This window comes from Flavobacterium sp. (assembly GCF_029242675.1).
In the GTDB taxonomy this organism is placed as follows: domain Bacteria; phylum Bacteroidota; class Bacteroidia; order Flavobacteriales; family Flavobacteriaceae; genus Flavobacterium.
Genome location: NZ_JAQWTM010000028.1, coordinates 1 through 22,601, shown reverse-complemented (window position 1 = coordinate 22,601; position 22,601 = coordinate 1). Strand labels below are relative to the sequence as shown.

The 22,601-nt window shown below is 32.8% G+C and carries 20 protein-coding genes; 17 read left to right on the top strand and 3 right to left on the bottom strand.

Annotated elements, in window-relative coordinates:
* The 4 genes from P8M54_RS00970 to P8M54_RS00955 form a co-directional block, all read left to right on the top strand.
* Positions 1–467: hypothetical protein (locus tag P8M54_RS00970; protein ID WP_300283945.1), on the top strand; the 467-nt coding region annotated here is incomplete at its 5' end.
* Positions 468–1,079: a hypothetical protein gene (locus P8M54_RS00965; protein WP_300283943.1), complete on the top strand. Its 612-nt coding sequence runs from the start codon at positions 468–470 to the stop codon at positions 1,077–1,079.
* A gap of 20 nt (positions 1,080–1,099) precedes the next feature.
* The gene (locus P8M54_RS00960; protein WP_300283941.1) at positions 1,100–1,885 is read left to right on the top strand and encodes a hypothetical protein; all 786 of its coding nucleotides are present in this window, start codon (positions 1,100–1,102) and stop codon (positions 1,883–1,885) included.
* 10 nt (positions 1,886–1,895) lie between these two features.
* A complete protein-coding gene (locus P8M54_RS00955) occupies positions 1,896–3,788 on the top strand; it encodes an N-6 DNA methylase (RefSeq protein ID WP_300283939.1) in 1,893 nt (630 codons plus the stop codon).
* A 76-nt stretch (positions 3,789–3,864) separates the two neighbouring features.
* Here P8M54_RS00955 and P8M54_RS00950 read toward each other — a convergent pair whose 3' ends face one another.
* From P8M54_RS00950 to P8M54_RS00940, 3 genes are read right to left on the bottom strand one after another with little or no spacing between them, the layout of a single operon-like run.
* On the bottom strand, positions 3,865–4,497 hold the full coding sequence (locus P8M54_RS00950; RefSeq protein ID WP_300283949.1) for a conjugal transfer protein TraD: 633 nt from the start codon (positions 4,495–4,497) through the stop codon (positions 3,865–3,867).
* 7 nt (positions 4,498–4,504) lie between these two features.
* Positions 4,505–4,930 carry a DUF3408 domain-containing protein gene (locus P8M54_RS00945; protein WP_300283937.1) on the bottom strand — a complete coding sequence of 142 codons (426 nt, stop codon included), beginning with the start codon at positions 4,928–4,930 and terminating at the stop codon, positions 4,505–4,507.
* Between the two features lie 4 nt (positions 4,931–4,934).
* On the bottom strand, positions 4,935–5,702 hold the full coding sequence (locus P8M54_RS00940) for a ParA family protein (RefSeq protein ID WP_300283935.1): 768 nt from the start codon (positions 5,700–5,702) through the stop codon (positions 4,935–4,937).
* A 726-nt stretch (positions 5,703–6,428) separates the two neighbouring features.
* Here P8M54_RS00940 and mobA point away from each other — a divergent pair.
* From mobA to P8M54_RS00875, 13 genes are all read left to right on the top strand, one after another.
* The gene (mobA, locus tag P8M54_RS00935; RefSeq protein WP_300283947.1) at positions 6,429–6,869 is read left to right on the top strand and encodes a conjugal transfer protein MobA; all 441 of its coding nucleotides are present in this window, start codon (positions 6,429–6,431) and stop codon (positions 6,867–6,869) included.
* Positions 6,866–8,182 carry a conjugal transfer protein MobB gene (gene mobB / locus P8M54_RS00930; RefSeq protein ID WP_300283932.1) on the top strand — a complete coding sequence of 439 codons (1,317 nt, stop codon included), beginning with the start codon at positions 6,866–6,868 and terminating at the stop codon, positions 8,180–8,182. Before mobA ends, mobB begins: the two co-directional genes overlap by 4 nt.
* Before the next feature lie 104 nt (positions 8,183–8,286).
* Positions 8,287–10,287, top strand: coding sequence for a conjugal transfer protein MobC (gene mobC, locus P8M54_RS00925; protein WP_300283930.1), 2,001 nt, complete (start codon positions 8,287–8,289; stop codon positions 10,285–10,287).
* 501 nt (positions 10,288–10,788) lie between these two features.
* Positions 10,789–12,336 (top strand): type I restriction-modification system subunit M, encoded by a 1,548-nt coding sequence (locus P8M54_RS00920; protein ID WP_300283928.1) that lies wholly within the window; start codon positions 10,789–10,791, stop codon positions 12,334–12,336.
* A gap of 3 nt (positions 12,337–12,339) precedes the next feature.
* The gene (locus P8M54_RS00915; RefSeq protein ID WP_300283926.1) at positions 12,340–13,383 is read left to right on the top strand and encodes a virulence RhuM family protein; all 1,044 of its coding nucleotides are present in this window, start codon (positions 12,340–12,342) and stop codon (positions 13,381–13,383) included.
* Positions 13,380–14,636 carry a restriction endonuclease subunit S gene (locus P8M54_RS00910; RefSeq protein WP_300283924.1) on the top strand — a complete coding sequence of 419 codons (1,257 nt, stop codon included), beginning with the start codon at positions 13,380–13,382 and terminating at the stop codon, positions 14,634–14,636. Before P8M54_RS00915 ends, P8M54_RS00910 begins: the two co-directional genes overlap by 4 nt.
* On the top strand, positions 14,629–15,504 hold the full coding sequence (gene fic / locus P8M54_RS00905; RefSeq protein ID WP_300283922.1) for a protein adenylyltransferase Fic: 876 nt from the start codon (positions 14,629–14,631) through the stop codon (positions 15,502–15,504). The genes P8M54_RS00910 and fic overlap by 8 nt, the downstream gene beginning before the upstream one ends.
* Positions 15,505–15,526: 22 nt before the next feature.
* Positions 15,527–18,634, top strand: coding sequence for a type I restriction endonuclease subunit R (locus P8M54_RS00900; RefSeq protein ID WP_300283920.1), 3,108 nt, complete (start codon positions 15,527–15,529; stop codon positions 18,632–18,634).
* Between the two features lie 71 nt (positions 18,635–18,705).
* Positions 18,706–19,197, top strand: a complete 492-nt coding sequence (locus tag P8M54_RS00895; protein ID WP_300283918.1) for a hypothetical protein — start codon at positions 18,706–18,708, stop codon at positions 19,195–19,197.
* A gap of 81 nt (positions 19,198–19,278) precedes the next feature.
* Positions 19,279–20,037, top strand: coding sequence for a metallophosphoesterase (locus P8M54_RS00890; protein WP_300283916.1), 759 nt, complete (start codon positions 19,279–19,281; stop codon positions 20,035–20,037).
* 145 nt (positions 20,038–20,182) lie between these two features.
* Complete coding sequence (locus tag P8M54_RS00885; RefSeq protein ID WP_300283914.1) at positions 20,183–21,172, top strand: MarR family transcriptional regulator; 990 nt, start codon at positions 20,183–20,185, stop codon at positions 21,170–21,172.
* A complete protein-coding gene (locus tag P8M54_RS00880) occupies positions 21,166–21,930 on the top strand; it encodes a hypothetical protein (protein WP_300283912.1) in 765 nt (254 codons plus the stop codon). Before P8M54_RS00885 ends, P8M54_RS00880 begins: the two co-directional genes overlap by 7 nt.
* A gap of 6 nt (positions 21,931–21,936) precedes the next feature.
* Positions 21,937–22,239, top strand: coding sequence for a hypothetical protein (locus tag P8M54_RS00875; protein ID WP_300283910.1), 303 nt, complete (start codon positions 21,937–21,939; stop codon positions 22,237–22,239).
* Positions 22,240–22,601: the final 362 nt, after the last annotated feature.

Sequence of the window (22,601 nt, the reverse complement as noted above, 5' to 3'; positions counted from 1 at the left end):
ATGATGAAACATCTCAAAATAGTCAAGCTTTTGCAGATGGTTTATCTAGTCAAAATTTAATAGAGGTATCTATAAAATTACCAACAAAATTTGAAGAGTTAATTAATGAATTAATTGCTGAACAAAAAGATATTGACGCATTGATTCTTGATTTAAAACTTGATGGCAATCAACAAGGAGATAGAACAGCAACATATACAGCACCGAGCCTTGCTACTGGAATTAGAACTAAATGCTTTGCAGAAAATGGTTTTGAAAATGAATTTCCAATATTCTTAATATCAAGTACTAATAATTTAAAAAAATATTACGATTCAGATACTTCAAGTCATGATTTATTTGACTATACTTTTTATAAGACCAGTATTGCACAAAAAGGAAAAGAATATGAATTATTGATAGCCTCTATAACACATGCATATAAAGCTATTCAAAAAAATAAAACAAATTTTAATAGTTTATTATGATTGCCTGCAGATAGCGAAATACCAAATATAGTTTTTACTACTAAATTTCTATTAGGAGACGGAACATCTATTTCTGAAATTTCGCAATATATTTTTAACGAAATAATATCTAAATCCGGAGTTTTAATTGATGAAAACATTTTAGCAGCGAGACTAGGTATCAATTTTAATGAATCAAGCGATTGGCTTCCTTTAATTGAAAATTTAAATGACTATAAATATTACGGAATATTTAAAGATTCATTTAATAGATGGTGGTCAAATGATGTATTAAACTGGTGGAATTCAAATTTTTCTAAACCACTTATTCAGTTAACAGCTTTAGATAGAGTTAACTTATTAAAAGAAAAATTTCAACTTACTAATTTAGTTGTAGCTAAACAAATACATAAAACTACTAGCTCGAAATTTTGGACTGTATGCCAAGCATATAAATTACCATTAGATCCAAAGGATGGTTTTTTATTAGACGGCAACCTAATGCATACATGGCAAGATAAAAGATATCTTTCTTTACATTCAATCCTAGAAAGAGATGCTAAAGAACTTGGCCTATTTATACACCCAGCAGAAAAGGAAAGATTAGAAGATATTAAACAAGTATATAAATAATGGCGGTTTCAAATAATACAATGAAAAACAGAAGAAAAATAGCATCTGACTTGAGAAAGTTATCTTCTGTTCTTTATACATACTTTCCAACTGCAGAAATAGGTTCTTTTGAAAGTGCTATAACTGAACTTCATAATAAAGACTTAATTCCTCAAGTACCTTATAAAGAATCAAATAACAATTTATGGGGATATACTTTAGGGCGTCTTATTTTCAATTTTGATAATGTACCACGTCATACATTACCAAATAATTGCAAAGATTTAAAACTTATTCTTGATATTAAAATAGTTGGTAATTGTAATAATCTATACAGTCTACAAGACCCTTTTGAGTGGTTAGAATTAAACATCGTTATTGAAGGAACCAAGTTTGCTGAAGAAGGTAACTCTCAATTGCTTACATCATATCATTTAGATAGGCATATTATGGTAGAAGGAGATGAAGATGCGGAATTTCCACATCCAATTTACCACTTTCAATTTGGTGGTAGAAAATTAGCATCACAAGAAAATTTATTTGAAACAGGAAGTTTATTAGTATTTGATAGTCCTAGGATAGGACATTATCCTATGGAAGCAATATTAGGTATAGATTTTACACTTTCTAATTTTTTTCCAAAAATTTGGAGAAAAATTAAATCAGAAAGTAGCGAATATATAAACTTAATTGAAGAATATCAAGAATTGTTTTTAAAGCCCTACATACATACGCAAGCAAGCCAATGGAATTATTCCTCTGCGGACATAGTTATTAATAATTTTTGGAGCCCAACAATGATTTGTCCACAATTATATAATTCTTAAACATTAAAAATTGAACCAAAACATAATAAAATATTTAAAAAAGTATTCGTACGATACTAAAGATGTGAATCGACTTTTAGTATCTTCCTTTTTAGTTTTAAATAAAATTTACAGTGTAAATAATGTATTTATCAATAATTATGTAATTCGAGAAGAAGAAGAGCTTTTACATCTTAATGAATTTTTACAGCTTTTGAAAAAGGAATCTTTCGATATAGAAGAATTGATTGAATTTTTTGAATTTGTAATTTCACCTGAAGATAAGGAAGTAAATGGAGCAGTATTTACTCCTGAATACATCAGGAAATATATTGTCGAAAAAACAATCAAAAATCAAGAAGATAAAAATATTGATAACTTGATATTTGGAGATATTGCTTGCGGGTGTGGTGGCTTTTTTAAAACAATTACTGAATATTTAAAAAACAAAACAAATAAGAGCTACTTTGATATTTATAAAGACAATATTTTTGGTTTAGACATTCAAGAATATAGTATTATTAGAAGTAAAATTTTGCTTTGTCTATTTGCTATCATCAATAACGAAGATTGCAAAGAATTTCAATTCAACTTATATTGTGGTAATGCTCTGTCTTACGATTGGAATGAACATAAGAAAATAAGTACTAACAATGGTTTTGATATAATAGTTGGAAACCCACCTTATGTGGGAGCTTCAAAAATTGATGCTGAAACAAGGTCGTTGCTAAAAAACTGGAAGGTTTCAAAATCAGGAAAGTCTGATTTGTATATTCCATTTTTTGAGATTGGTCTTGAAAATTTAAATTTAGATGGTATACTAGGCTTTATAACGGTAAACACTTTCTATAAAAGCCTAAATGGAAGGTCTGTAAGAAAGTACTTTTCAGAAAATAAATTTGGCATAAAAATAGTTGATTTTGGAGGCGAACAACTTTTCAAAAACAGATCAACATATACATGTATCTGCTTAATTTCTAAATTAATTTGTGACAATGTCAAATACATAAAATCTCAAAGTAAAGATATTCAGAGAATAAAAGAATCAAATTACTTAATGATATCTTATTCAGATTTGAATGACTTTGATGGTTGGTTTTTAATTAATAATAAGACAAAAAAAATCATTAATAAGATTGAATCAACAGGTCAAACTCTTGGTAAGAAATTTGAAATCCGTAATGGTTTTGCGACATTAAAAAATAATGTATATCTATTTGTACCAACAAAAGAATCAGAGTATGTTTATTATATGATAAAGGACAATGTTGAGTATAAAATTGAGAAAAACATTTGTAGAGAAGCTGTTAAACCCAATACATTAAAGTTAGCTTCAGAAATTGTGAATCATACCGAAAAACTAATTTTCCCATATAAAATTGAAAATTTAGAAATAAATCTATTCAAAGAAAAAAAGCAAACCCTTAAAATTATTGACGAGAAAACTTTAAAAAAGGAATATTCAAATACATATAAATATTTAACAAGTCAAAAAGAAATTTTGTCAAAGCGAGACAAAGGTAATAGACAATATGAAGAATGGTATGCATATGGAAGGAATCAAGCTTTATTAATATCAGGTTATAAATTACTATTACCTTATATAACTAGTGAACCATGTTTCGTATATACTGAAAATCAAGATTTATTATTTTATAATGGATATGCCATATTTTCAGAATCGGAGGAAGAATTACTCATTTTGCAAAAAATTTTAATGTCCAAAATATTTTGGTTTTATATTGAAAAGACTAGTAAGCCTTATGCAGGTAATTATTTTTCAGTTGCCAAAAATTATATCAAGAACTTCGGTGTTTGCGATTTAAATAATGACGAAAAATTACTATTATTGAGCCTTAATGATTCAAATAAAATTGATGAATTTCTTCTTAATAAATATGAAATTAAAACTGAGTTAATTTAACAATTCAAATCACAAAACAATCTAGTAGTAATCCAATAAAACCTGAAAAATTTATCAGCAAAAGAAGGGAGCTTGATCACACAAACTTCCCAATATCAAACTCCTCCAAATCATTTTTATGCAAAGAAGAAGAACCAGAATCCGTTTGTTCAGAAAGGGTACCGTCTAATAGCTTGGCTATTTTTTGAGAAGCATCTTCGATAGAATTTTCCAATAGGTCGAATAATTCGGTTCCTTGTATTTTCTGAAGCAGGACTGTTGCTGTTTCCTTTTGAGAGGGTCTCATTTTCTCTTTTTTTAACAACTTTTTTACAGTGCTTAATTCTTCAAAGGTAACCCCTTGGGCAAAACCGTTATCGCCATCGGAAATTCCATAACTATTCCATTCTTCTTCTTCATTCTCAAAATCAGGTGCATTCCAAAAAACTTCATCCAGCTCTTCTGGTAGCCTTTGTATTTCGACTTTTTCTTCGTCGATTTCAATGTCAAAATTATCACTAATTTGTTCCTCTTTTTGCTCCTGACTTTCATTGTCGTTTTTTGGCACAGCAAGGCTTCTTTGAGGTTTGGGTTGTCCCATAATATCAGGTAGCTTTGGATTGTTTTTATCCTGTATTGGCTTTTGCTCCTGATATTTCTTAATGACAATCTTGTCTTGTAACAGCAGTACAATTATGATAAGCAAGCAAATTACGATTACTGTTTCCATAACTTCTTTATAAAATGGGTTTGTATTTATCATTAAAACTCTTTGTAATCTGCTCACCAAATTCCTGAAAATGATAATCTAGCAAATTATCCAGATAAGCATAAATAGTGATCTTGTCTTCGCCTATCACCTGTACAATACGGGAAAGTTTTTCGTGAAAATCGGGTCTGATATAGACTGTTTTTCCGTCACGTGCATTGGTGTCAATTCTTTTGAAAAAGATACTTTCGTAATCCCCTTCGCTTGCCCGTTTCCCCCTACTCTTTTCCTTAATCATGGTTTTCTCTTTGGGAGGTTCTTTATAATTCCCGTTTTCCCTTTCCTTTTCTATTGGAACTTTCAAACCTTCTTTTTTTATACCATCCACCATCAAGTTCATCATCAACTCTTCGTTGATTTCGGGAGTATTTTTTTTCTTATTTTCTTTCTCCATAAGGCTATAATTGAATGATTTTCAAAAATTCGATTATAAATTGATCTAACTGACAGGCTTTCATCAAACGTTCATCAGGTGGCATTACAGTAGATCGAAATATGGTTTTGCTATTCTCTTCACTTTCTTTTCGAAAGCGGGTACTGTTCTTAATTTGGCTTTGCATTAAACTTAATCCCAATTGCTCGATTAGTTGGTTGTAAACTTTGTACAAAGGCGTACTTTCTCTACCGTCCACCTGATTCCAAAACAGATTGATAGTTTCTATAGAAGTTGCTCTTTTTTTCATAATTACATCTTGTAGAAGCTGCGTAAAAATGAGTGTGCTTTCCATAACCAAACGATCTGCCGTAATTGGTGTAAAAATATGGTGCATTCCTGCCAAAGCTTTCAGAATACCAGGAGTATTCACCGTTCCAGGGAGATCAAAAAACAGAACATCAATTGGTACATCAGAAGTATTTAAAAATTCCTGAGCAGCCTCCAATACGCTTTCCGCTTTGTGTTGTATAATGGGATAGGCTTTTTTGTTGATGGTGGTAAATTGTTTGTAAGCTAGTTTTTTCAAATGCTCATTTTCCATAACCATTGACAGATCACGAGATTTCATTTTGATTAAACTGTGCTGAGGAAAATCGGCATCAAAGACGGCTACGTTGTAACCTAATCGATAGTGCAATGTACTTGCAACTAATGTCGTAAACGTACTTTTTCCGACACCTCCTTTTTGAGAAGAAAAAGCGATAAATTTTGTGTTGTGATTTGCATTCATAGTTTCACTGTTTTTAATTATTTATATGGGTATTTACTTGTATTTGTACTTCTTTAATTAGTTAGCTACAGCAATAGGTGTGTACCTCTTTATCTATGATTTTATGTAGTTAAGTAGGCCGTTAACAAAATATCTGCACATTGCATTATGTATTTATATCTGTAGGTAATTCCATGAATATTTATCTGCAGGAGTACTTAAAAACACAAGTACATTTCTACTTAATCATATAACTATCTAGCTCAATCTATCTCTAGTTATAATTGTATGACTGTACTTTTCTATAGTGATACTTATGTAATTATATTGTTACGTACATAGCTAACTAGGTATACCTGTTTGTTTATAAATACAAAGAAACAGAGCGATATAAGTGCTTTTAACATTGTGGTTCTTCTTGGCTTTTATTGACACGGTTTGGCAATTCCTTTAATCGTAACACTACACCAATCAATGTCTTACTTTGTAAAAAGACAAACCAGATTAAAAATGAAAGGCTTAAATAGAATTTTAAACAATAACTGGAACGGCCTTAAGCCGTTTTTCCCTACTCTATTAAATCTGTTCCGCCGGCAGGCGGACGGATTATCTGTTCACCAGAACAGAGCAAGTTGTGTTTTGAGGCACTCGAAATGAATTCCGTGCCTCAAAACAACTTGCCCGCCGCGGCGGGGCTAAAACTCCCTCCGAAGTCGGGGTTTTCTAAAAATTAAAATTGGAATGAAGATGGACAATCAAGAGAACAAAAAACAACACAAAGGCGGTAGGAACCCCAAAAAGGATCCTAGCATTCATCGTTATGTTTTTCGTTTAACGGATCAGGAAAATGCTAAATTCCTTTCGCTTTTTGAAGCTTCGGGATTAGACAATAAAGCTCGTTTTATTACTTCAGTACTGTTTGAAAAACAAATAAAAACGGTAAAAGTAGATATGGCAGCAATGGATTATTATATGCGCTTAACCACTTTGTATGGTCAGTTTCATGCAGTTGGTGTCAATTACAATCAGATTGTGAAGATATTGTACCGCAATTTTTCTGAAAAGAAAGCTGCAGCTTACCTCTTTAAATTAGAAAAACAAACAATAGAATTAGCGGAGTTATGTCGCGATATCGCTCAATTAACAGCTGAGTTTGAACTGAAACATTTGAAAAAAGAAGAAAAATGATAGCTAAAATTGGTCGTGGAGCAAATATAATTGGTGCACTTTCTTATAACCAAATCAAAGTTGACCAAGAAAATGGAGCAATACTAGCGACCTATAGAATAAGAGAAACAGTCAATGGACAGTTTACCGTAAACCAATTATACAGCTCTTTTGAACCTTATTTAATGGCAAATAAACGAACAGAAAAACCTGTTTTGCATATCTCACTCAACCCAAATCCAAAAGATAGTGTCACTGATGAAGCCTTTAAAAAAATCGCAAAAGACTACATGGATCTTATGGGCTATGGAGATCAGCCTTATGTAGTATTCAAACACACTGATATTGAACGAACGCACATTCATATCGTTTCGACTTGTGTAGATCGTTACGGTAAAAAGTTGCCTGATTCCTATGAAAAATTACGCTCTATGAATGCTTGTCGCGAACTGGAACAAAAACATCAATTACTTCCTGCTACTGAAAAGAACCATAATTCAAAAGAAGTGATTTTTAAACCTGTTGACTACAAAGAAGCCAATGTTAAAAGTCAAATAGCATCGGTAATTCGACATTTGCCAAAGTATTACCAGTATCAAAGTTTAGGAGCTTATAACGCATTACTTTCCCTATTCAATATCACTGCCGAACAAATAACAGGAGAGATTCAAGGTCGGACTAAGCAAGGTCTCGTTTATTTTGCATTAGATGAAAATGGAGAAAAAGCAACAAATCCGTTTAAATCCTCCCTCTTTGGGAAACAGGCCGGCATGGAAAGTTTACAAAACCATTTCGAAGAATCGAAAGTAAAAATGAAAATGGAACCGTCGAAAGAGATCCTCAAAAATTCGATTGAAGTCGCCATGAACACCACCACTAGTGAAACCGATTTCAAGAAACAACTAGTTGATCAAGGAGTTAATACCGTTGTTCGAAGAAATGACCAAGGGCGAATATACGGAATGACTTTTATTGACCACGAATCCCGCACAGTTTGGAATGGATCCCAATTGAGTAAAAATTTATCTGCCAACGTTTTTAATGAGTTATGGAAAAATGAAGAAACGCACCAAGTTCAGACCCCTAGTAAAATAGAAAATACAGTTTTATCCAAAAGTGAAGAGAAAGATTTCGAACCAGAAAATGAAAAACCGCACGCTCTTTTCGATTTTCTTAATGGAAATAATTCAACCCATTCTACTACTGATTTTAGCCTTGTAGAAAGTCTTGGAAGTTTGCTACCAAATGCACAAGCTGAAGATTATGAAGAGCAAGCATTTGCTAATCAAATAAAGAAAAAGGTGAAACGAAACAATCGTCGCAGCAGGAAATAGATTTAGCAAGTCGTCTAGCGCCAAATGATGCCAACAAAAGTCAATTGACTTAGATTCCTTTACATTCGATCTACTTTCGCCTGTTAACCTTTAACCTTTTAATTATGCAAGGAGAAGACGATTTAAGAGGACTCGCCAAAATAATGGCTTTCATGCGTGCAGTAAGCATCCTATTATTATTGATGCACTTTTACTGGTTTTGCTATAGATTTTTCTTAGAAAAAGGTTGGACGCTAGAAATTATCAATAAAATACTAGGTAATTTTCAACGTACAGCAAGCCTGTTCTCTCACCCCATATACACAAAGATTTTTGCTTTGGTATTGTTAGCGTTAAGCTGTTTGGGGACAAAAGGAGTAAAAAACGAAAAAATTAGTTGGTCGAAAATATCCATTGCCTTAATTATTGGATTTATACTTTTCTTTCTCAACACACCATTGTTAAAGTTGTCTGCTGGAATCGCTATAACTTTATACATCTTGACTACTTCAACAGGTTACATTTCGTTAATGGTAGCTGGTATTTGGATTAGCCGTTTGCTTCGAACCAATCTTATGGATGACGTTTTTAATAATGAGAATGAAAGCTTCATGCAAGAAACCACATTGATGCAAAATGAATATTCTGTTAACTTGCCAACCAAATTCTACTACAAAGGAAAATGGAATGAAGGATGGATAAACGTTGTAAATCCATTTCGAGCCTCTATAGTTTTAGGAACACCAGGATCTGGAAAAAGTTATGCCATTATAAATAACTACATCAAGCAGCACATTGAAAAAGGATTTTCGATGTACATCTACGATTTCAAATTCGATGATCTTTCGACGATTGCATACAATCACTTATTAAAGCATAGCGATAAGTATACTGTTAAACCAAAATTCTATATTATCAACTTTGACGATCCTAGCAGAAGCCACCGATGTAATCCCATCAATCCAGATTTCATGACGGACATCTCAGATGCTTATGAGTCAGCTTATACCATTATGTTGAACCTTAACCGCAGTTGGATACAAAAACAAGGGGATTTCTTTGTGGAATCTCCGATTATATTATTAGCAGCCATAATCTGGTTTCTGAAAATTTATGATAATGGAAAGTACTGTACTTTTCCGCATGCTATTGAATTATTGAACAAGAAATATGTTGATGTATTTACCATCCTTACTTCCTACCCTGATCTCGAAAACTATTTATCACCGTTTATGGATGCTTGGCAAGGTGGCGCGCAGGATCAGTTGCAAGGGCAGATTGCTTCCGCAAAAATTCCGTTGTCACGCATGATTTCGCCTCAGCTCTATTGGGTGATGACTGGAGATGATTTTTCGTTAGACATTAACAATCCAAAAGAGCCTAAAATTCTATGCGTTGGTAATAATCCAGACCGACAAAACATTTATTCTGCGGCACTGGGTTTGTACAATTCGAGAATAATAAAACTTATCAATAAAAAAGGAAAATTAAAAAGCTCAGTGATCATTGATGAGTTGCCAACAATTTACTTCAGAGGATTAGATAATTTAATAGCTACCGCCAGAAGTAATAAAGTAGCCGTTTGTTTGGGGTTTCAGGATTATTCGCAATTAACACGAGATTATGGCGACAAGGAAAGTAAGGTGATCCAAAATACCGTGGGCAATATCTTTAGCGGTCAGGTTGTGGGAGAAACAGCCAAAAGCTTATCAGAACGGTTTGGAAAAGTATTGCAGAAGCGTCAGAGTCTAACCATTAATCGAAACGATAAATCAACTTCAATTTCTACACAATTAGACAGCTTGATACCAGCTTCTAAAATCTCAACACTTACGCAAGGAATCTTCGTAGGAGCTGTTGCAGATAACTTTGATGAACGCATTGAACAGAAAATTTTCCATTCTGAAATTGTTGTAGATAATGATAGAGTATCTGCAGAAACTAAGGCTTATAAAAAGATACCCGAGATTTTATCTTTCACTGACGAAAATGGACAAGACAATATGAAGATCGAAATTGAAGCTAATTACAAACAGATAAAACGGGATATTGTTTCGATTATTGAAAGTGAATTGGAACGAATTAAAAACGATCCTGATTTGCAACATTTGGTGCAAGATAGTTAGTTAAAAAGAATAGCAACTATCAAGCAGACTTAATTACATAATGCTCCAATAGTGTTTCTAAGTATTCTACTTCTATAAAACCATTCAAGAAACAAACGCAAAAATGTTTGTTATTATGTACAAATTGATTGTTTTTTTTCATAATAACGAACGTTTCTAAAAATGGATACGAAAAAATAAATCTTGTTCCATAACCACCAACGCTCCAAGAACCGAACAAGAACTAACTAAAAAGTATTCAATATTTAGAAAAAGATAGTAAGGGGATAAAAAATAAATGATACAACTCCAAAGAATAATTATTGTTTTATCTTCTATTTTTTGAGATATAATAGTAATTTAGATGCCTTTACTTACACAGCAATAAACTGTATCAGTAAAGACCTTAAAAGAACGGAATCAACGGTACTAGAATAATTTGAATTCTTTTATAAAATACGAACAATACTTTTTCACCTAAAATAATATAAGTTAACCCAAAAGATTTACAAAAATAAAATAATGACAAGTACAGCACAAAGAGCAGAATTACAAGCGAAAATATGGAGAATAGCAAACGAAGTACGCGGCTCAGTAGATGGATGGGATTTTAAACACTTTGTTTTAGGAGCACTTTTCTACCGATTTATAAGTGAAAATTTTACAAAATATATTGAGGGTGGTGATGAAAGTGTAGATTACGCCAATTTTGCAGATGATCAAATAGTAGCAGAAATAAAAGACGATGCGATAAAAACAAAAGGATATTTCATTTATCCTAGTCAACTTTTTGTAAATATTACTAAAACTGCGAATACCAATCCAAACCTGAATACCGATTTAAAAACAATTTTTACTGCTATTGAAAGTTCAGCGAATGGCTATCCATCAGAACAAGATATAAAAGGATTGTTTGCCGATTTTGACACTACAAGTTCTCGATTAGGAAATACAGTTGAAAATAAAAACAGTCGTTTAGCAGCGGTGATTAAGGGCGTAGAAGAACTAAATTTCGGAAATTTTGAAGACAACGAAATTGACCTTTTTGGGGATGCTTATGAATTTTTAATTTCCAATTACGCAGCTAATGCTGGTAAATCAGGTGGTGAATTTTTTACACCGCAACATGTATCGAAATTGATTGCACAGTTGGCAATGCACAAGCAAACCACTGTAAATAAAATTTATGACCCTGCAGCAGGTTCTGGTTCTTTACTCCTACAAGCCAAAAAACATTTTGATAATCATATTATCGAAGATGGTTTTTATGGCCAAGAAATAAACCACACTACATACAACTTGGCGCGTATGAATATGTTTTTGCACAACATCAATTACGATAAGTTTCATATTGTATTGGGTGATACGCTAAAGGACCCACAATTAGGCGATGAAAAGCCATTTGATGCTATCGTATCAAATCCTCCATATTCGGTAAAATGGATTGGAGATGAAGACCCAACATTAATCAACGACGACCGCTTTGCTCCTGCTGGTGTATTAGCACCAAAATCAAAAGCAGATTTTGCCTTTGTGCTTCATGCATTGCATTATCTATCTCCAAAAGGAAGAGCTGCATTGGTTTGTTTCCCCGGTATTTTTTACCGTGGTGGTGCCGAACAAAAAATTAGAAAATACTTAATAGATAATAACTTTGTAGAAACCATTATATCCGTAGCTCCCAATTTGTTTTATGGAACTTCTATAGCGGTTACACTTTTGGTACTTTCTAAACATAAGACAGATACTACCACGCAATTTATCGATGCCAGCGGCGAAGATTTCTTCAAAAAGGTAACTAACAACAATATGATGACTGATGCACATATTGAAAAAATAATGGAGTTGTTTGATCGTAAAGAAGATGTGCCTCATGTTGCCATTTCTATCGACAATGCAAAGATTGGGGAAAACGATTACAACCTATCTGTGAGTTCTTATATAGAAGCAAAAGACAATCGTGAAAAGATTGACATTACCGAATTGAATAAGGAAGTTGCCAAAACAGTAAAAAAAATTGATAAGCTGCGTGTGGATATTGATGCCATTATAAACGAAATAGAAAGCTAAATCATGGACGAGAAGAAAACAAATAGCAAATCAATTAGTAGATCGTCTGCTGCAGAATACTTAACATTTATTGCTGCCACAGGAGATGGAGGTGTAGATGTTATTTATGCAGATGAAAACATTTGGCTGTCACAAAAAATGATGGCATCGCTCTACAACATAGAAACGAACACCATTAATTATCACCTTAAGAAAATTTTTTTTGACAACGAGTTAGATGAAAATTCAGTTATTCGAGATTTTCGAATAACTGCCACCGATGGAAAAAATTACCAAACCAAACACTACAACCTCTCTGGAATTATTGCCGTAGGTTACAAGGTAAACTCTGAACGAGCCGTATTATTTAGAAAATGGGCAACGCAAATTGTAAAAGAATTTACAATTAAAGGTTTTGCTATGGATGATGAACGTTTGAAAAATGACGGCACCATTCTGGGTAAAAAATACTTTGAAGAACAGCTACAACGAATAAGAGAAATTCGAATAAGCGAACGAAAATTCTATCAAAAAATAACCGATATATACGCCACAGCAATTGACTATGACGTAACTGCCAAAGCAACCCAACGCTTTTTTGCCACCGTACAAAACAAATTACATTGGGCAATTCACGGCAATACTGCAGCAGAACTCTTTGTAAACAGAGCCAACCATCAAAAAGAAAACATGGGTTTAGCTACTTGGAAAGATGCACCAAGCGGTAAAATTCAAAAATTTGATGTTGCTGTTGCTAAAAATTATTTATCCGAAATTGAAATGCAGCAATTACAGCGTTTGGTTTCTGCCTACCTAGATCTTGCCGAAGATATGGCTTTGAGACAAATTCCGTTAACTATGGAAGATTGGGAAACACGCTTGAACCGATTTATTGCCGCAACCGATAGAGAAATTCTCCAAAATGCTGGCAAAGTAACGGCAGAAATTGCCAAAGCACATGCCGAGACCGAATTTGAAAAATATAGAATCGTACAAGACAACTTGTTTGAAAGTGATTTTGACAGAATGCTTAATAAACAATTACCTAACAAAGAAGATCAAGCATGAGTTATTTAGATAAATTATTGGATGGCGTGGAAGTGGAATGGAAGCCTTTGGAGGATGTAATACAATCATTAAAAACTGGTTTGAACCCTCGTAAGAACTTCATTTTAAATACCGATGATGCAGAGGGATATTATGTCACTGTTCGTGAAATACAGAAAGGGAAAATAGTATTTCTAGATAAAACTGACAGAGTCAATAGTAAGGCATTAGCAATTATAAATAACCGTTCAACGCTAGATGTCGACGATATTTTATTTTCAGGAACAGGAACAGTTGGCAGAATAGCTGTCATCGAAAGTAAACCTTTAAACTGGAATATAAAAGAGGGAGTTTATGTAATTAAACCTAGACACAATACTATAAATGCTAGGTATCTTTCACATTTATTAAATTCACAAAATATTGTAGATGAATATAGAAAAAAAATAGTCGGTTCCCCTGTGGTTAGTTTGCCAATGAAGGACTTAAAAAAATTACAAATCCCAATCCCCTGCCCAGAAAACCCTAAAAAATCACTAGAAATTCAACAAAAAATAGTTGCCATTCTCGATACTTTTACAGAGCTTACAGCAGAGCTTACAGCAGAGCTTACAGCTCGGAAATTGCAATATAGTTATTATAAAGAAAAATTACTAATTAGTACAGAAAGCAAAGCAGGATGGAAGACTTTAAGAGAATTAACATCACTCATTACAAAAGGTACAACACCAAAAAGATATACTGAAACTGGAATATCTTTTATTAAAACAGAAGCTTTTGATGGTACAAATATCAATTCTAAAAAATTATCTTTCATTGACGAAGATACTCATAGCAAAGAATTAAAAAGGTCAATCTTAAAACAAAACGATATATTGATTACAATTGCAGGTGCAACAATAGGTAAATGTGCAATTGTTCCTGAAGAAATTTTACCTGCAAATACAAATCAAGCTTTAGCAATTATTAGACTTAATGAAGTTGTTAATTTAAAGTATGTATTTCATTTGATAAAATCAAATTATATGAAGAAGTATATTGAACAAAACATCAAAGGTTCTGCCCAACCAAATTTAAACTTACAGCAGTTAAACAATTTTTCTATTCCATATCCTTCAATTGAAGAACAAGCCCGCATCGTTTCCATTCTCGATAAATTTGATATTTTAACCACTTCCATCAGCGAAGGTTTACCAAAAGAAATAGAACAAAGAAAACAGCAATATGAGTATTATAGAGATTTGTTATTAACGTTCAAACAGCAAAATGTCTAAAATTTCTATACGTTTTTTTGATGATCGCGAAGTGCGAGCCGTTTGGGATGATGAAAATGCCAAATGGTGGTTTAGCGTGTTAGATATTGTAGCGGTTTTAAGAAACCAAGAAGATTACACTAAAAACCGAAACTATTGGAAATACCTAAAAGCTAAACTAAAGAAAGAAAATAGTGAGTTGGTTAGTAACACTACCCAACTGAAATTAGTAGCTAACGATGGCAAGCGATATGCAACAGATATGCTCGACTATGAAGGTATAATAGCCTTGGGGAAACAATTTCCTAGCAAAACCGCCAACCGTTTTATCAATTGGTTTACTTATAGCCCAGAAAGTATAGATGGCAAGAGCAAAACCAAGGCGTATGCCTTATTTGAAACCAGTTTTGTAGAGAGTCTTGAAGTAGGAACAGCCAAAGGTTTACAACAAATACACGCTTATTTATTTGGGGGATTATATGATTTTGCTGGACAATTACGAACTAAAAATATTTCAAAAGGAGGATATAGCTTTGAATATGCACACTATCTAAATAGTACTTTGCTAAAAATTGACGCTATGCCCGAAACCAATTTTAATGAAATTGTAGAAAAATATGTGGCTATGAACAAAGCACACCCATTTATGGAAGGCAACGGCAGAAGTACCCGAATTTGGCTAGACTTGATATTGAAAAAACAAGAAAAAAAATGCATCGATTGGAGCAAAATAAGCAAAACCAATTATATGAATGCAATGATTATAAGTTCGGTAGATAGCAGCGTTTTAAACGCACTACTTAAGGCAGCAAGTACCACTGACATTAACAGTAGAGAAATGTATATGAAAGGCATCGATTATTCATATTATTATGAAGAAAATGAATAATCAAACTAAATAATTAATAGAAATGAAAGAATACACCACTATAGCAGAATCAAACAACTTCATTGTCCTAGATAAATTCACCAAGTATTTAGAGGTCAATGAAGCTCCTGCAAGTTATCAAACAGAAGCGGCTTTAGAACAGGAATTCATCCAAGATTTAATCAATCAAGGATATGAAAACCCTACTAACCTTACCACACTACAAGCCATGTTAGCTAATGTAAGGGTACAATTGCAAGCGCTAAATAATATGGAGTTTACAAACAGTGAGTGGGCTCGTTTTGTAGAAGAGTATTTAGACAGACCAAGTGATAATACCATAGATAAAACAAGAAAGTTGCATGAAAATTATATCTATGATTTTGTCTTTGACAATGGACGTATCCAAAATATTTATTTAGTAGATAAAAAGAACATAGTTCGCAATAAAGTGCAAGTAATTTCACAATTCGAACAAAAAGGAACTCATTGTAATCGCTATGATGTAACCGTTTTAGTAAATGGTTTACCACTGGTACAAATAGAATTAAAAAAACGTGGAGTCGCGATCCGTGAAGCATTCAATCAAGTGCATCGCTACAGCAAAGAAAGTTTTAATAGTGAGAACTCCCTTTTTAAGTATTTACAAGTATTTGTAATAACTAACGGTACAGATAGCCGCTATTTTGCAAACACCGTAAAGCGAGATAAAAACAGTTTCGATTTTACAATGAACTGGGCAAAATCAGACAATTATTTGATTAAAGATTTGAAAGATTTCACAGCAACTTTTTTTCAAAAACATACGTTGTTAAATGTACTACTCACCTACTCCGTTTTTGATACAAGTGATACCTTGCTAATAATGCGACCGTATCAAATCGCTGCAACGGAGAGAATGCTGTGGAAAATAGAAAGTTCCTTTAATACTAAAAAATGGTCAGATAGAGAAAGCGGAGGCTACATTTGGCATACAACAGGTTCGGGTAAAACTCTCACTAGTTTTAAAGCAGCAAGACTAGCCACAAATCTAAATTTTATTGATAAAGTTTTCTTTGTAGTTGATCGTAAGGATTTAGATTTTCAAACTATGAAAGAGTACCAACGCTTTTCTCCTGATAGCGTAAACGGTTCTGATAGTACGGCTGGTTTAAAAAGAAATATTGAAAAAGACGACAATAAAATTATCGTTACCACTATTCAAAAGCTAAACCACTTAATGAAAAGCGAAAGTGATTTAGCCATCTATCAAAAACAAGTGGTTTTTATATTTGATGAAGCGCACCGTTCTCAGTTTGGTGAAGCGCAAAAGAACCTGAACAAAAAATTTAAGAAGTTCTATCAATTTGGTTTTACAGGAACTCCAATTTTTCCTGAAAATGCTTTGGGTGCAGAAACAACAGCAAGTGTATTTGGTCGTGAATTACATTCCTATGTTATTACGGATGCCATTAGAGATGAAAAAGTACTAAAATTCAAAGTAGATTACAACAATGTACAACCTAAGTTTAAAAGCTTTGAAACAGAAGTTGATGAGAAAAAATTAACGGCTGCAGAAAACACAAAAGCATTACTTCATCCGGCTCGTATCAAAGAAGTTTCTCAATACATTCTAAAGAATTACAGAATAAAAACGCACAGAAGTCACGCAGGAAACACAGGCTTTAATGCCATGTTTGCCGTAAGTAGTGTTGTAGCGGCTAAATGTTATTATGAAGAACTAAACCGTCTTCAAAAAGATACTGAAAAGCCATTGAAAATTGCAACGATATTTTCTTTCGCCGCCAATGAAGAGCAGAGTGCTGCTGGTGAAATACCTGAAGAAAACTTTGAGCCATCGGCGATGGATAGTAGTGCCAAAGAATTTTTAACAGCAGCAATAAAAGACTATAACGCCATGTTTAAAACTAGTTTTGGCGTGGAAAGTAACGAATTTCAAAACTACTATCGTGATCTTGCCAAACGGGTTAAAAGTAAAGAAATCGATTTAATTATAGTAGTAGGTATGTTTCTTACTGGATTTGATGCACCAACATTGAATACCTTATTTGTAGATAAGAATTTACGTTATCATGGATTAATGCAAGCTTTTTCTCGTACCAACCGTATATATGACGCTACAAAAACCTTTGGAAACATTATTACTTTCAGAGATTTAGAAATGGCTACTGTGGATGCCATCACTCTATTTGGCGATAAAAACACTAAAAATGTAGTACTCGAAAAGAGCTACAAAGAATATTTAGAAGGCTTTACAGATATAGCGACTGGAGAAGCACGAAGAGGTTTTATGGATGTGGTTAAGGAATTAAATGAAAAGTTCCCAAAACCAGACGAAATTGAAAGAGAAAAAGACAAAAAAGAATTCTCAAAACTATTTGGAGAGTACTTGCGTGTAGAAAATATTTTGCAGAATTACGATGAATTCAATAATCTAAAAGCTCTTCAAACAATAGATGTTGACGACGTTGAAGCTCTTGAAGCATTTAAAGAAACTAATTTTGTAACAGACGAAGAACTAGCTACTATGCTAGAGATAAAACTATTACCAGAACGAACAATTCAAGATTATCGCTCAACTTATAATGATATACGTGATTGGTTACGACGAGAGAAAAACGGCAAAGATGTTGAGGAGTCAACTATTGATTGGGATGATGTGGTATTTGAAATTGACTTGCTTAAATCTCAAGAAATAAACTTGGATTATATTCTTGAATTGATTTTTGAGCATAAGAAAAAGAACAAAGATAAAGCAACCTTAATTGAAGAAATCCGTAGGGTAATTAGAGCAAGCATTGGCAATAGAGCAAAAGAGAATTTAGTGGTAGATTTCATTAATGAAACAGACCTTGAAACCATTCATGATAAAGCGAATGTTATAGATTCTTTCTTCAAGTATGCACAAGAAAAACAGAAAAAAGAAGCTTCAGAATTAATAATAGATGAAAATTTAAATGAAGAGGCTACAAAGAGATACATAGCTGCGTCTTTAAAACGGGAATTTGCAAGTGAAAACGGCACCGAATTAAACGCTATTTTACCTAAAATGAGTCCCTTAAATCCTCAGTATTTAGCAAAGAAACAAAGTGTTTTTCAAAAGATCAGTGCCTTTATAGAGAAATTTAAAGGTGTTGGTGGGCAATTATAAAATTTATATCTCTATCAAAACCCGATTGAGCGGATTTATAATCCGTTCTTACAATCATACACTAAACAGCTATGTCCAACTTTGATAAAACCGAAAACCTACCTATCTACCAAAAAGCAGAACTAATTTTCCAGTTAGTAGAAAGCTTGATGGCTTCTTTACCCGAAGAGGACGAATATATTCAGCAGACAAAAGAATTTATGCGAGCTGATGCAATGATCATTCCTGCTAAAATAGCTGGGGCTGAAGGTGGCGACTTATATAGTATTCGCATGCAAAACGCCGCTATTATTAGAGATCATGCCATGCAATTGTATGTACAAGTGGGTAGTTTACGTTTTTATGAAAGCTACAAAGATTTAGAATATGTAACACTCATCCGGAAAGAACTCGATGAATTCCAATTGCTATTCATCGATTGGGTAAATGGTTTTGATACTAACAACCACATATGGGATGAATGGGGTTTATTCAATCCACCTGACGCCATCCCTCCTAACGAGATTGATCGGTTTGACGAAGATGATTTTGATATTGACGATTTTTTTGATAAAGAAGATTAAAGATTTTTGATCTACGTCAAAACTCTCTAACTTAGAAAAGGAAATTCCTTATTTTTTTAAAAACTAAACAACTTCCTTCGTATGAAAATCCAATATTGTTCCGACCTACACCTAGAGTTCCCAGAAAATAAAAACTATCTACTTCAAAACCCCATACAGCCAGAAGCGGATATTTTAATTTTAGCTGGAGATATAGTTCCGTTTGCCATAATGGATAAACACCCGGATTTCTTCGATTACATTTCAGCTCATTTTAAAATGACTTTTTGGATTCCTGGAAATCACGAATATTACTATTACAACATTACAGAAAAAAGTGGTGTTTTAGAGGAGCAAATCCGTCACAATATTTTTTTAGTAAACAATTGCGTTAAAGAAATTTCAGGTGTTAATCTGATTTTTTCAACTTTATGGTCGAACATTTCGCCTTTAAGACAGTGGCTTATTAAAGAAAGTCTTTCTGACTTTAAAGTAATTAAATACAAGAATCGTTTATTCAATCCGGATGATTATAACATCCTGCATCAAGAAAGTTTGGCATTTATTAAAAAAGCAATACAGGAAACTGCTAATGAGAAAACAATTGTAGTAACACATCATGCGCCAACATTTATCAATTATCCTGAAAAATATGCCGACAGCAAAATCAATGAAGCCTTCGCAACAAACTTAGATCTCTTTATAGAAAATAATACTATCGATTATTGGATTTATGGACATCATCATTGCAATGTTGGTGATTTTGAAATTGAAAACACAAAACTATTAACCAATCAATTGGGATATATCAAATACAATGAAAATGTTGGATTCAATGATAAAGCTATTATTTCAATTTAAATAAGCCAACAAATTGTAAAGTAATCAATTGACTTTATCTATTAATTAATTGATATTTATTCATTAATTAATGAACATTTACCTTAATAAACCTATATTTGCATAATAAACCTATCAAGTTTATTATAACTTTTATTAGTTTATTATGGAGGGATTAAAAAAATATTTTCAACAAATACTCGGCGTACAACTCGAAATAAAAGAGTTAAAAAAGGAACAATTGAATAAACTACCTTTTGTATTCAAAAGTAATTTTAAGTTCTATAGCACCACCTTTAGAACCCATCAATTAATTTTATTGGAGCTAAATAAAGAGGATACTTTCAATGCAAATCAGTTAAGAAAACAAGTAGTTGAGATTCAAAAAAAACTCGAAAAACGGATAGTTATAGTAACTGACACTATAACCGCAATAAACCGTAAACGGCTAATAGAAAACAGAATAAGTTTCATTATACCTGGGAAACAAATGTTTATGTCAGAATTATTAATAGACCTTAAAGATTTTGAGAAAGACAAAGCATTTAAAAAATCTGTCTTACTACTACCCTCAGCTCAATTAATCTTATTATATCAAATTTTACACAAAGAGGATAATTTAAGACAATATACATTCAAAGAACTAGCTGAGAAATTCCAATACACACAAATGGGAATTACCAAAGCAATAGAAAACTTGAAAAGATTAGCCATAGTGAAAGTAGAAGGGACAAAAGAAAAGAATATCATATTCGAAAAAGACAGTGAAAAACTGTGGAAAGACAGTGAAGGATTGTGTATTAATCCCGTAATGAAAACGGTTTATGTTGATGATAAACCACAAGGATTGTTTAAGTCAAACACGACCGCACTGGAAGAATATACGGATATGAATCCAAGTTCAATAGAATACTTTGCTATTGAGAAAAAACAATTTTACGAATTGAGAAAAAACAATCTTTTAGTAAACCTAAATAGTGAAAATGGCAACTATGCATTAGAAGTTTGGAAATACAATCCGGAACTACTCACAAAAGGAATAACAAAGAAAAATAATGTAGATCCATTGTCATTATATTTAAGTTTAAAAGACGGATTTATTGATGAACGAACAGATATGGCATTAGACCAAATAATAGAAAAATACATATGGTAAGAGGTTTAGAAATTTTCAGACAACATTTCAAAGAATTCACAGATAACTACATTATCATTGGTGGAACCGCTTGCGATATAATTATTGATAGTGCTGGTCTTACACCACGAGCTACAAAAGACATTGATATAATTTTAGTCATCGAAGCATTAAGTCCCGAATTTGTAACTCATTTTTGGGAGTTTATCAAACAAGGAAAATATGATGTCAAGGAGAAAAGTGAAGAAGACAGAAAATACTATCGCTTCCAGAAACCACAAGTAGAAGAATTTCCATTTCAAATTGAATTATTCTCCAGAATACCTGATTTATTAGATTTAAATGAAGAAACATATTTAATACCTATTCCTGTTGACACTGAAATTTCAAGTTTATCAGCCATATTGATGGATGATGATTATTATAACTTCACCATACTACACAGCCAATTAGATAACGGAATACATCTAGCCAATACAGAAGCTTTAATAGGATTAAAAGCCAAGGCATTCCTAGACTATAAAACTAGAAAAGAAAGCGGAGAAAAAATCGATGAAAGACAACTCCGTAAACACAAAATGGATGTTTTCAGATTGTCATTACTGCTAACTCCAGAAGATAATTTTATAATTCCACAAAGTGTAAAAACCGATATAACAAATTTTGCTGAAGCTATAAAAAATGATTTGCCAGACAAACAAATTTTTAAAGAAATGGGTGCAGGAAATGTGAATGTAAAGGAATTATTTGAGCAATTGATTAGGGCTTTTAATATTTAAAAATAAATGGGAAAGTATTTAGGACTTGATTTAGGAACAAATTCAATTGGTTGGGCTATAATTGACAATGATGTAAATCATGCGATTAATAGTGGAGTGAGAATTTACAAAACTGGTTCTAAAAATAAACAATTCACTCCATTCAAAAAAACTAAAAAACGACAAAAAAGTAGCATTGCATTATGTGCTATCGCTACTATTCTACTAATTGTCAGTATTATAGATGTTGTGAATTGGCGATTTTGGCTCAATATATCGTTGACAACATATATTTCAGTTCTAACACTTAATCTCCAAGGCAATAAATAATAGAATTTAGAAACTATGGCAAACACGATTACCAATTTACCTCAACAGCAGAAACGTTCTAAGAGATAATTCAGGTAATCAATAAGTCTCACTCCATTCATTCTCACTGCTCCGTTCGGCTGCTCTAGTCGGTATGCCTTCAACAATAGAGTGTAAACGAAAAATAGTCTTTCGGCATCCCTACCCTGCGCAGGCACTTCACAGCCAATAAAAAAACAGCCTCTTAAAAATAAGAAGCTGTTTTTTTACGCTGTTCCGTTCCTCAGCTTCACACGTTCATTCCTTACATTCGGTCAGGCTTTAATCAACTGGATAAAGCTTCATTTCGCTATGCTCCGTTCCTACGCTCCACTGCATTCCAG